Here is an 11785-nt window from a genome sequence, read left to right as displayed (position 1 = left end):
TTAAATAAACATTATATTTATTTAAATGACCAGTACCTTCATCAGTGCACTCAGTTTTAAGAAAATGGATAGCGGGTTCTTCAAAAGGTTCCAAGCCCAACTCTTCACGATGTTCTATTAATAAATTTCTGATTTTATTGCGTGTATCTCCCCGGTTAAAAGATACATTAATTATATCAACCACATGGCCAGCTTTATCAGGAATTTGAGGGTTGGCTCCCCACTTTAATAATTGCTCCACCACGTCCACATCCCCACTCATGACCGCTAACATGAGTGATGTTCGTCCAGCACCCCCACTTGAGTTATCGAATGTCTGGTTTAATTGTTCCTGATTGACATACAGCCCTTCGACCAGATCCAACTTGCCAAGTCTGCATGCCAGAGCAAAAGGAGTGATATCAGGGTACGTTGTATCTTTAGAGGAAAACGAACATCGATACCTGGAAAGTTCAGCGGCACCGTATTCGAATATCAACCTTTTAGCGTTGGAAGTATCAATGTCAGTAATCGCCGTCACCAGTGTTTTTATAAAATCATCCTGATTGGTGCTGTCTGCAGGGATAGCGAAAGACTCATTTTTCATCAATTTACACAGTGTCGATTCATAGCCCGGATCGTTATTGAACGACCTCTTCAGTGACTCCGAGGCATTCCTGCCAGTGATTGAAACAGCGTCATCTGGATTGATAACCTGGCAGGATGCGCCAGCAATGCGATCAGCTGGAGATATTGGGGCATATCTTTCTGGCGTAGTGATTTGTGGCAAAGTACTGGTGGTTGCAACACTGGAATCTGCAAAACGTGCATGTCTGATAACTTGTTTATTTAAATTTGCTTCATCAAACGTTTTACCATAATTCGGTGGCTGAAGGTCAGTATTTGATACCTGCATTTTAAAAGCTCCGTCAGTAATTATTAAACATACTGACCGGCAGTGCCGATCACGGGCATTTGTAATGTGATGAAGAAGGTATCTGAACAACCTTGATTATAATTCTGCAAGTCTCAATTTGTCTGGAGTACAGAATTTTCGGACAAGAACTTTCATAAGAACCATCACATTCTTAGTTTCAGACAGTAATTATCAGCCAAAGTTTCTTCTTAATTGGAAAAAACCAGGGTCTCAGATAAGACCCGGAAGTATAGTGTCTGCTTTATCAATAGAACCCTGCGCCTGTTCAGCGGTGACCTCACCCAACTGCTTCTCAAGACCATCCCAAAATCTTATTCGTGCTGAAATAGCCTCTTTTGCCCTGGCAACTGCCGATGTTTCTGCCGTTTTGTCCCCGTTAATGCATTGTTTCAGCAGGTTCTCTGCTGCCGGGCCATGCTCATTCCCATCAAGTTCAATATGTCTCTCAAGGTAGTAGGTCATGGCAGGAACGGACGCCGGGGGGATTTCCCAATGATTCAACAGGGAAGAAAACATCTGCGGAATGGCATCTTCACGTCCAAAAAGGAAATAACTGGCCACTTCCGGTAACGAACCGTACTGGGCGACCTTCATGGTATCCGCAACAAATGCCTGAACGTATTCGGGTACCTCAGCAACCACCAGGGCCTGCTGCCAGGGAACACCGGTCTTGATACCATAGATTACCTGCTGGATTTTGCTGGTGTCTGCAGATACTTCCCCCATGGCGGCAAGATACATTTCCAGATGGCTCATGGGCGTGCCATGAAGATCCTTATCCGTCTCTTCATAGAGAATAATTTCATTGATGAAACGGGCAGACCGGGCATCCACAACCGGCACCCAGGGCAGCGCCATGGAAGTAAACTCAAGCTGCAATCTTTTGGCCAGCGACATAAAATCCCATACAGCAAAGACATGGGCTTCCATAAATACCGACAACTTCTCCACACTGTCGATTTTCTGGTAAATGATGTGGTTGAAAAGTTGTTCCCGAAGAGGGCGTAACTCTTTTGCAAACATGATAATCTCCTGCTGTTAGCAAATTTGCTCTGGCAGGCCGACATAACAAAATAGACATTGGACGTATGGCAGCCTGGCTGCTTATCTTTTTTATCGGCACAACCCTTGTCGGCTGGAAGACCCGGTCTATATTTTCAAAACACAGAAATCTATGGGCGCAAATGAAATTTATACAATCGATAACAAGCGCTGATAAATGTGCAGAGCTGCTGGACCAGCACCTGCCACGCTGGAAAGACTTTATTCAACTGGCTCGCCTTGATCGCCCCATCGGCATTTATCTATTGCTATGGCCGACGCTCTGGGCGCTCTGGCTTGCGGCCGAAGGCATACCCTCTGTTGATAATCTGGTGGTTTTCATTCTTGGGGTGGTTCTGACCCGAAGCGCTGGCTGTGTGGTTAATGATTATGCTGACCGACATTTTGATGGTCATGTAAAACGAACCCGGCAGCGCCCATTGGTGACCGGAAAGATAACCCCGAAAGAAGCCCTGATATACGCCACCAGCCTGTTTTTAGCGGCCTTTCTACTGGTATTGACCACCAATGCCCTGACCATCTATCTATCCTTTGCCGCCCTGCTACTCGCCTCAGCCTACCCTTTTGCCAAGCGACACACTTATCTGCCGCAAGTGGTACTGGGTGCCGCTTTTGGCTGGTCCATCCCCATGGCATTTGCCGCCGAGGCCGACACGTTGACCACTCAGACATGGCTGTTGTTTACCGCTAACCTGTTATGGACTGTCGCCTATGATACCCAGTACGCCATGGTGGACAGGGATGATGATCTGCAGATCGGCATCAAGTCCACAGCTATTTTGTTTGGTGAAATGGATAATCTGATGATTGGCTGTTTCCAGACGTTTACCCTGATCGCCATGGTGATGGTGGGGTTACAGCTTGAACTGGCCTGGCCATTCTATGTAAGCCTGGTTGCCGCCGCCGCTGGCTTTACCCACCAGCAATGGTTAACCCGCAACCGTGAAAGGGACCCTTGCTTTAAAGCCTTTCTTTCCAATCATTGGGTTGGTGCAGCCATATTCCTTGGTCTTGCCTGTTCTCTTTGACGACTAAACGACCGAAACACTGTATAATTTGGTGGAAGGCTTGATGGAAGGTCGAGCCGAAAGTACTCAATCTTCACCTCCTTTCACCAACAGTTTTTTCCCTCTTTACTTCAATATCGGCCAAACAGCAGCCGGGAGATTCCATCAAATTTTCCCCGGCGTCATTTTTCTGTAACATTCCCTCGCTGTAATACCTGAGATATTGATAAATAATTGCCAACGCAATCTGCACTCATTCAACCCTGGGGTATTCTCATGTCTGGCAAAACCATTCTAATTGTGGATGATGAAGCACCCATCAGGGAAATGGTTGCCATGGCCCTGGAAATGGCTGGCTACCAGTGCCTGGAAGCCGCTGATGCAAAACAGGCACACTCACTGGTGGTTGATAACCGACCCGATTTGATCCTTCTGGACTGGATGCTGCCGGATATCTCCGGTATCGAACTGGCCAGGCGACTTAAGCGTGACCAGCTGACAGCAGAAATTCCGATCATTATGTTAACTGCCAAAGGGGAAGAAGATCATAAAATCCAGGGACTGGAAACCGGTGCGGATGATTACATCACCAAGCCTTTCTCTCCCCGTGAGCTGGCTGCCCGACTCAAGGCGGTACTGCGCAGGACTCAGGGCATGGACGAACCATCATCCATCGTCGTCAAAGGGCTGGAACTCGATCCTGTCAGCCACCGGGTCAGTATTGATGGCAGCCCTGCCGAAATGGGGCCAACGGAATACCGGCTGCTGCAGTTCTTCCTGACTCACCAGGAGCGTGCCTATTCCCGTGGACAGTTGCTTGACCAGGTCTGGGGTGGCAATGTGTATGTTGAAGAAAGAACGGTTGATGTCCATATTCGCCGCCTGAGAAAAGCGCTGGGCAGTGGCTATGAAAATTACATTCAGACCGTGAGAGGCACTGGTTACCGTTTTTCCACTAAAGCATAAAATGCTGTTCAGGAAGATACCGGGAATGATGAAAATGGCTGAGACGATTTCCACTTCATCGTCTGATGAGCGCAGGATTATGGTCAGGGTCAATCACCGTAAGCTAAACACACTCCGGAATTACCTGTGACTACCTCTATCCGATCCCTGTTTACTCGTCGAATAGTGTCAATTCTGGCCATTGGGCTGCTTGCAGGCTGGCTGGCTGACCAGATTTTCCTGGGACTTTTTATTGCCACGTTATTCTATCTTTTCTGGAGCCACCACCAGCTTCACCGATTGCTTATATGGCTTGATGGGGCTGCCCATAAAGAGCTGGATCCCCCCGAAAGCTCAGGCGTATGGGGTGAGATTTTTGATGGTATTTACAGAATACAGCGTAAACACAACCGCTCAAAACAGCGACTTGCCAGCGTGATAGAACGAATGCAGGAGTCAACGGCGGCATTAAACGACGGAATCATCATGGCTGACCAGAGTGGTTCCCTTGAGTGGTGGAACCGTGCAGCCGGAGAGTTGCTGGGCCTGCAAATGCCCGATGACCAGGGGCAGCCCCTGACCAACCTGGTCAGAAATCCCAAATTTGCCAGCTATATGGAAAGTAGCCATGGCAAAGAGCCAATCAAGATAGATTCACCGGTTCACGAGAGCCGACAGCTGCAAATAGCCATTACCGTTTATGGGCAGGGTAATCGTCTTCTATTGGTCAGGGATGTCAGCCGGTTGCATCAACTTGAAACCATGCGAACCGATTTTGTTGCCAATGTTTCCCATGAATTGAGAACACCATTAACCGTCATTTCCGGTTATCTGGAGACCATGAGTGATGGTATGGCAATGAATCCGGATACACCGCCCATCTTTATGCGTGCCCTTGGCCAGATGCAGGAGCAGGCATCCAGAATGCAGCGGCTGATTGAGGATCTTTTGTTACTTTCACGCCTTGAAGCGACTGAACCGGAAAGAATAAGCCAGTCAGTCAGGCTTAAACCTCTGCTTAATGGTATCGTTAATGACGCCAAGGCATTGAGTGGCGAAAATCAGCACCAGTTACAGCTGGAATGCGAAGACAATGCCTCATTAACGGGTGATGCAATGGAGCTGCGCAGTGCTTTTTCCAACCTGGTTTATAACGCGATACGCTATACCCCGTCGGGAGGAAAGGTGCAGGTGAAGTGGTGGCAGGATCAGGAAGGTGGGCACCTGATGGTTCAGGACAATGGTGTTGGCATTGACCCTGTTCACATCCCAAGATTGACTGAACGTTTTTACCGGGTGGATAAAAGCCGCAGTCACGCAACCGGGGGCACCGGTCTTGGACTGGCGATTGTCAAACATGTCTTATTAAGGCATGAAGGTCGTATCAGTATCAGTAGCCATCCGGGAAAAGGCAGCCGGTTTATTTGTCACTTTCCCTTATCGAGAATCAAACAAGCCAACGTATAGTAAGCCGATTGAACACGATCTTTCCGATAAATGGTGATATTAACGCCGTATTTACCAAAAGAAACTCATAAAATAAAAAAGGGTCTGCAAGACCCTTTTTTATACAGAGCAAATAGAACTTACTCTTCAATCTGTTCCAGAGCGCAGTCCAGACGCTTCTTGCCAGTACGCTCCAGGTAAGCCTGGAAATCACGTGGCAGACGGCCAGTAGTGGCACCTTCCCACTTAACACGCTCACCAGATTCGTTCTCGTACTCAAAAGTGTACTTTTGAATATTTCTGCGACGCTTTTGTACCGTCTCATCCAGTTCCAGGTTACCCAGGCCCAGATCATTCATGGAAACACCACGGTCAGCCATAATCTGCTTGATGGCCTCAATGCTTTCTTGCTTCTTCTTACGCTTTTCTTCGTCTTTGGCACGAGCTTCCTGCTTCTCGCTCAGCACATCGTGCAGACGGGAAATGATACGCTCCAGATCTTCAGCGTGTACATCTTTAAAGAGTGAGCGAATACGGGTTTTGCTGCTCAGACGATGCAGAACTTCTTCAAAAATATTCATTTACTTTACGACTCCTTGGTCTTGATAGAACTTCCTACTCAGGAATAAAGATGCCCAATTCGATGAACTTTATACAGCAAGATTTTTTTAGATGGAAGTACCATTATATAAATTTTAAAAATAATGTGAATCGCTGATAGTAAAGAGTGTCAGGTTATTAATCCGGAATCAGGCAGGTTGTTTTTTTGATCAAAAGGAATAAGTTGTATAACTCCGATATGGATCATGTTGAATGGGAACCCAAAAGGACAAAAATTAATGGATAGTTGCTTAATGTCTACCGTAATAACATCAGCTATCAATCGACGTTTATTTTTGCTTCTTGTTCCCACTGCACTGCCAGCTTTGAGTGACCGCACCATTTTCGAACGACTCAATCTCTACATCAAACTGCCAGATCCTGTGTATATGCTTCAACAACTCATCGGTTTCTTTTCCCAATGGTCGGCCTTGATGCTGATAGTGACGGAGCGTCAGCATTCGGTCACCCCGGACATTGACATTATAAACCTGAATGTTTGGTTCCCGATTCCCCAGATTATACTGGGCTGCCAGTGACTCACGTACCGCTTTATACCCTGTTTCATCGTGGATACTGTCTACTTCAAGATAAGATCGGGACTCATCATCAAGAATTGAAAAAAGTCTTAAATCCCGCATGACTTTTGGTGACAGAAACTGCAGGATAAAGCTTTCATCCTTAAAGTTTTTCATGGCAAAGTGAACGGTATCCAGCCAGTCACTTCCAGCTATATCCCCAAACCACTCCCGGTCTTCATCGGTAGGGTTTTCACAGATACGACGAATATCCATAAACATATTGAAGCCAAGGGTGTATGGATTGATGCCACTGTATTGCGGGCTATCAAAAGGCGGCTGATAGATGACACTGGAATGAGAGTGAAGAAACTCCAGCATAAAACCATCGGACACCTTGCCCTCGTTGTATAGCTCATGAAGAAGGTGGTAGTGCCAGAAGCATGCCCACCCCTCGTTCATCACCTGAGTCTGCTTCTGAGGGTAGTAATATTGAGCAATTTTTCTGGCTATTCGCAATAACTCCCGCTGCCAGGTTTCCAGTAGCGGTGCATTCTTTTCCAGGAAATAGAGCAGGTTTTCTTCCGGGTCTTCAGGAAATCGCTCTTCCTGTTCCTGCTCATCTTTCTCAACCTTTGGAATGGTGGTCCAAATGTCGTTCAGAGTTCTCTGGATATACTCCGCCCTCTCTTCCTGCCTTGCCTGTTCCTGCTCAGCGGATAAAGGCCGGGGCCGTTTATATCGATTAACTCCCTGATTCATTAATGCATGACAGGCGTCAAGTATCTCTTCAACCGCCTCAATGCCATACTTCTCTTCACATTCAGCAATATAATGTTTAGCAAATAACAGGTAGTCGATAATGGACTCAGCATCGGTCCAGGTTTGAAATAGATAATTCCCTTTAAAGAATGAGTTATGACCATAGCTGGCATGGGCTAACACCAGTGCCTGCATGGTCATCGTATTCTCTTCCATTAAATAGGCAATGCAGGGATTTGAGTTGATCACAATTTCATAGGCCAGCCCCATTCTACCTCTTTGGTAGTTTTGCTGGGTATGCAGAAAGTGTTTACCAAAACTCCAGTGGTTATACATTAATGGCATACCCGTTGAGGCATAGGCATCCATCATCTGTTCAGAGCTGATAATCTCAATTTGATTCGGGTAGGTTTCAAGGCGGAAGCGATCAGCAAGACGGGCCAGTTCCCTGTCGTATTCCTGAATCAGTTCAAACGTCCACTCAGGCCCACTGGAAATCAACTGGCTGCTCATGCATTTTCCTTTTTTTCAAACAGTTTGCGGAAAACCGGGTAAATATCACTGGGTGATTTAATCTGCTGCATGGCAAAGTGATCTTTAAACTTCTCCGCTACGCTCTGGTACTCACGCCATAAATTCTGGTGGGCACGGTCGGTGATTTCCACATAACAGTAATACTGAACCTTTTGCATAATCTGTTCGGTGAGAATTTTGGTGCAGACACTGGAGTCACCTTCCCAGTTGTCGCCGTCCGATGCCTGGGCCACATAAATATTCCAGTCCGCGGGGCTGTAACGCTTATTGATCACATCACGGGTCATTTCCAGGGCACTGGAAACAATGGTTCCCCCGGTTTCTCTGGAATAGAAAAAGTCATCCTCATCCACTTCTTTAGCAGCGGTATGGTGGCGGATAAAGACCACTTCGATCTCTTTATAATTACGCTGCAAAAAAAGATAGAGCAGAATAAAGAAACGCTTGGCCATGTCTTTGATGTCCTGAGTCATGGATCCGGACACATCCATCACACAAAACATCACGGCCTTATTACTGGGCGAAGGCACCTTGACCATGTTGTTGTATTTCAGGTCAAAGTCATCAATAAATGGTAGCCTTTTCAGCTTGCCATTCAGCTCTTTTATCCGTTCCCTTAATTCAGAAACTCGTTGCTGATCCGTTTCATCCGGGCTGACTTCCATTTCCCGCAGCTCTTTTTTCAGCGCCCGTATTTCCCGACGATCACCACCGGATAAGGCAATACGCCGGGCATGGGCTGAACGCAGGGAGCGCACCACATTCAGGCGGTCCGGAGAGCCTGCAGTCGTATACCCTGCCTGGCGGATCTTGAATTCCGTCATATCCTCCAGCTGTTTGCGAACCAGGTTTGGCAGCTCAAGGTTATCAAACATATGTTCCAGGAACTCATCATGATTTATCTGGAAGCTGAATTCATCCATCCCTTCGCCGCTGTTGCCAGCCTTGCCCTTACCACTTCCGGAGCCACCGCCGCCCGATGGCCGCTTGATACGATCACCACTGACAAACTCCTTGTTGCCCGGATGAACCTGCTTATAACGCCCACCCTGACCGTGGCGGAATAACGGTTCAGAAAGATCTTTTCGGGGAATGGTGACTTCGCTGCCAGAAACCACATCAGTAATGGAGCGTTTATTCACAGCATCCGACACTGCTTTCTTGATGTGCTTCTTATATCGCTCAAGAAACCGCTGGCGATTGACGGTACTTTTGTTTTTTCCATTCAACCGTCGATCGATAATAATACTCATGAACACGCTCCTTGTGTGCCCTTTATGACAAACAGGGCGAGAATCCATTCGCCCTGCCTCTGGGCGGCAGTTACTGCGACTTGCGCACCCGGATATACCATTCGGCCAGCAACCTGACCTGTTTCTCGGTATACCCTCTCTCTACCATGCGCTTGACAAACTCATTATGCTTGCGCTGATCTTCCTGACTGCCTTTGGCATTAAATGAAATCACCGGAAGCAGGTCTTCCGTATTGGAGAACATTTTCTTCTCAATCACGGTGCGCATTTTTTCGTAGCTCAGCCAGCTCGGGTTTTGGCCATTGTGATTGGCCCTGGCCCTGAGCACGAAATTAACGACTTCGTTACGGAAATCTTTTGGATTGGCGATACTGGCCGCTTTCTCGATTTTCTCCAGCTCATCATTGATGGCCGAGCGGTCGAGAATATCGCCGGTTTCAGGGTCACGGTACTCCTGATCCTGAATCCAGAAGTCAGCATAGGTGATGTATCGGTCAAAAATGTTCTGCCCATACTCGGAGTAAGACTCAAGATAGGCGGTCTGAATCTCTTTGCCCAGGGACTCAATGTATTTGGGTGCCAGGAACTCTTTCACATAGCGCAGATAACGCTCATGCACCTCTTTCGGATACTGCTGCTGCTCAATCTGCTGTTCCAGTACGTAGAGCATGTGCACCGGGTTAGCGGCAATTTCCGTAGGGTCAAAGTTGAATACCTTGGAAAGAATCTTGAAAGCAAAACGGGTCGACAAGCCCTCCATGCCTTCATCAACACCCGCTGAATCCTTGTACTCCTGCAGCGGCTTGGCATTGGGGTCGGTATCTTTCAGGTTTTCGCCATCATAGATCCGCATCTTGGAATAAACATTGGAATTTTCCGGCTCCTTGATGCGCGAAAGTACCGTAAACTTGGCCAGCATTTTCAAAGTATCCGGTGCACAGGGGGATTCCTTGAGTGAGCTATTAGCCAGCAGCTTTTCATAAATATGAATCTCTTCCGTCACCCGGGTGCAGTAAGGCACCTTGACGATATTCACCCGGTCAATAAAGGCTTCATTGGTCTTATTATTCCGGAATGACTGCCACTCGGATTCATTGGAGTGGGCAAGAATAATACCGTTGTAAGGAATGGCACCCATACCTTCGGTGCTGTTGTAGTTACCTTCCTGGGTGGCGGTCAGCAGCGGGTGGAGTACCTTGATGGGTGCCTTGAACATTTCCACAAACTCCATCATGCCCTGATTGGCACGGCACAGTGCGCCAGAGAAGCTGTAGGCATCCGGGTCATTCTGGGAGTATTCTTCCAACTGTCGTATATCCACCTTGCCCACCAGGCTGGATATATCCTGGTTGTTCTCATCGCCGGGTTCGGTCTTGGCAATAGCGACTTGATTCAGAATACTTGGATGCAGTTTTACCACCTTGAATTTGGTGATATCACCGCCAAACTCATTTAACCGCTTCACCGCCCAGGGTGACATAATGCCCCCCAGGTAACGGTTGGGAATGCCAAATTCTTTTTCCAGAATGTCGGCATCCTCATCAGGATTAAACAGGTTCAGAGGCGACTCAAAAACCGGTGAACCTTTTATCGCGTAGAATGGGACTTTCTCCATCAACGCTTTCAGCTTTTCTGCCAGAGAAGACTTACCACCACCCACTGGCCCGAGAAGGTAAAGTATCTGTTTCTTCTCTTCCAGCCCCTGGGCAGCGTGCATAAAGTAGGAAACGATCTGCTCAATCGCCTCTTCCATACCATAAAATTCACGGAATGCCGGATAACGCTTGATCAGTTTATTGGAAAATATACGACTGAGCCTTGGGTCCCTTGAGGTATCCACCATCTCCGGTTCACCAATGGCCATCAGCATGCGTTCAGACGCATTGGCATAAGCAGAAGGATCCTTTCTGCACAGTGCCAGATACTCTTCGATGGTCAGCTCTTCCTGCTGGGTTGATTGAAATCTCTGCTGATATGTATTGAAGATGTCCATGCCTTCACCCGCCTTTGTCTATTTGATGTCCTGAAACAGTGACCAGGAACGTTTGACCGATAGCTAATCTGGAAGCCCACCCTTCTCATGTTTGCTATCGGCAGAGTCAGAACTTTGACCACTTTTTTTATAACTTTTATCGAACGGCTCTGAATGCCAGAAAGCAGTTCATACTGATCAACAATGCTATAAAAAGGTGACATAAAATGCCTGTCAGACAAACCAGAGAACTCGGTGTCATGACCGGCAAAAGCGGGATACGAAAATTCAGTCTAAAAAATCTGGCCTGCATTGATGCATTTTTTGTTACAGCTATCTTATAACAACAGCCTTATAACAACAGACTTCCTTGCAGCATGATGGCAGAGATATTATCCTTCATCGCTCGCAACTTCTGATGGCCTGGCACTTCTCCTCTTGAAAAGCTGCCCGAACAAGCAATGCACTATCAAAACATCCCTGCCTTTTTAACAGCAGGTCGATAGCGCTTTTTTCTTGCCCCAGATTTTATAATGTGGATTTTTGACTACTTCTGCAACTGTTGAATCATTGCATGGAGGAAACGTGTTGCTTCACCACCCGTTGCCCCGCGATGATCAAACGACAGTGACAAAGGCAAGGTACGGTGGCTCTCAGGCTTACCACCAACGCTGACTATTTCTTCTCTCAGCCTGCCAACACCGATAATACAAACGGTTGGAGGCACAACCACCGGCGTGGCATATTTACCGGCAAATACGCCAAAATTA

At 47.3% G+C, this 11785-nt stretch carries 10 protein-coding genes; 3 read left to right on the top strand and 7 right to left on the bottom strand.

Annotated features, from left to right (window positions below; genetic code table 11):
• Both KDK13_RS15525 and KDK13_RS15520 read right to left on the bottom strand, forming a co-directional pair.
• Positions 1 to 895, bottom strand: an 895-nt coding sequence (locus tag KDK13_RS15525) for an ankyrin repeat domain-containing protein (protein ID WP_257285886.1), incomplete at its 3' end; no start/stop codon positions are given.
• Between the two features lie 231 nt (positions 896 to 1126).
• Positions 1127 to 1939 carry a DUF3050 domain-containing protein gene (locus KDK13_RS15520; protein ID WP_257285885.1) on the bottom strand — a complete coding sequence of 271 codons (813 nt, stop codon included), beginning with the start codon at positions 1937 to 1939 and terminating at the stop codon, positions 1127 to 1129.
• Between the two features lie 161 nt (positions 1940 to 2100).
• Here KDK13_RS15520 and ubiA point away from each other — a divergent pair, with 161 nt between their 5' ends.
• The 3 genes from ubiA to phoR all read left to right on the top strand — a co-directional run bounded on the left by ubiA (position 2101) and on the right by phoR (position 5397).
• Complete coding sequence (ubiA, locus tag KDK13_RS15515; protein WP_257285884.1) at positions 2101 to 3006, top strand: 4-hydroxybenzoate octaprenyltransferase; 906 nt, start codon at positions 2101 to 2103, stop codon at positions 3004 to 3006.
• A 255-nt stretch (positions 3007 to 3261) separates the two neighbouring features.
• Entirely contained in the window at positions 3262 to 3951 is a 690-nt protein-coding gene (gene phoB / locus KDK13_RS15510) for a phosphate regulon transcriptional regulator PhoB (RefSeq protein ID WP_257285883.1), read from the top strand.
• Between the two features lie 126 nt (positions 3952 to 4077).
• On the top strand, positions 4078 to 5397 hold the full coding sequence (phoR, locus tag KDK13_RS15505) for a phosphate regulon sensor histidine kinase PhoR (protein WP_257285882.1): 1320 nt from the start codon (positions 4078 to 4080) through the stop codon (positions 5395 to 5397).
• A 119-nt stretch (positions 5398 to 5516) separates the two neighbouring features.
• Here the strand turns inward: phoR and KDK13_RS15500 are convergent, their stop codons facing one another.
• The 5 genes from KDK13_RS15500 to KDK13_RS15480 all read right to left on the bottom strand — a co-directional run.
• Positions 5517 to 5957, bottom strand: a complete 441-nt coding sequence (locus tag KDK13_RS15500) for an H-NS family nucleoid-associated regulatory protein (protein WP_257285881.1) — start codon at positions 5955 to 5957, stop codon at positions 5517 to 5519.
• 309 nt (positions 5958 to 6266) lie between these two features.
• Positions 6267 to 7769 (bottom strand): SpoVR family protein, encoded by a 1503-nt coding sequence (locus KDK13_RS15495; RefSeq protein WP_257285880.1) that lies wholly within the window; start codon positions 7767 to 7769, stop codon positions 6267 to 6269.
• A complete protein-coding gene (locus KDK13_RS15490; protein WP_257285879.1) occupies positions 7766 to 9043 on the bottom strand; it encodes a YeaH/YhbH family protein in 1278 nt (425 codons plus the stop codon). The genes KDK13_RS15495 and KDK13_RS15490 overlap by 4 nt, the downstream gene beginning before the upstream one ends.
• A gap of 70 nt (positions 9044 to 9113) precedes the next feature.
• Positions 9114 to 11036 (bottom strand): PrkA family serine protein kinase, encoded by a 1923-nt coding sequence (locus KDK13_RS15485; RefSeq protein WP_257285878.1) that lies wholly within the window; start codon positions 11034 to 11036, stop codon positions 9114 to 9116.
• A gap of 526 nt (positions 11037 to 11562) precedes the next feature.
• Positions 11563 to 11785, bottom strand: a 223-nt coding sequence (locus tag KDK13_RS15480) for a 2-oxo acid dehydrogenase subunit E2 (RefSeq protein WP_257285877.1), incomplete at its 5' end; no start/stop codon positions are given.

The organism is Endozoicomonas sp. SESOKO1, from assembly GCF_024606265.1.
Lineage (GTDB): Bacteria > Pseudomonadota > Gammaproteobacteria > Pseudomonadales > Endozoicomonadaceae > Endozoicomonas.
Note: the sequence above shows the minus strand (reverse complement) of the source record. Positions and strands in the feature narration are given on the sequence as shown.

Excerpts from the sequence above, each read along its gene's own strand:
- KDK13_RS15520 (WP_257285885.1), bottom strand. The coding sequence starts at position 1,939 with ATGTTTGCAAAAGAGTTACGCCCTCTTCGGGAACAACTTTTCAACCAC.
- ubiA (WP_257285884.1), top strand. The coding sequence starts at position 2,101 with ATGAAATTTATACAATCGATAACAAGCGCTGATAAATGTGCAGAGCTG.
- phoB (WP_257285883.1), top strand. The coding sequence starts at position 3,262 with ATGTCTGGCAAAACCATTCTAATTGTGGATGATGAAGCACCCATCAGG.
- KDK13_RS15500 (WP_257285881.1), bottom strand. The coding sequence starts at position 5,957 with ATGAATATTTTTGAAGAAGTTCTGCATCGTCTGAGCAGCAAAACCCGT.
- KDK13_RS15495 (WP_257285880.1), bottom strand. The coding sequence starts at position 7,769 with ATGAGCAGCCAGTTGATTTCCAGTGGGCCTGAGTGGACGTTTGAACTG.
- KDK13_RS15490 (WP_257285879.1), bottom strand. The coding sequence starts at position 9,043 with ATGAGTATTATTATCGATCGACGGTTGAATGGAAAAAACAAAAGTACC.
- KDK13_RS15485 (WP_257285878.1), bottom strand. The coding sequence starts at position 11,036 with ATGGACATCTTCAATACATATCAGCAGAGATTTCAATCAACCCAGCAG.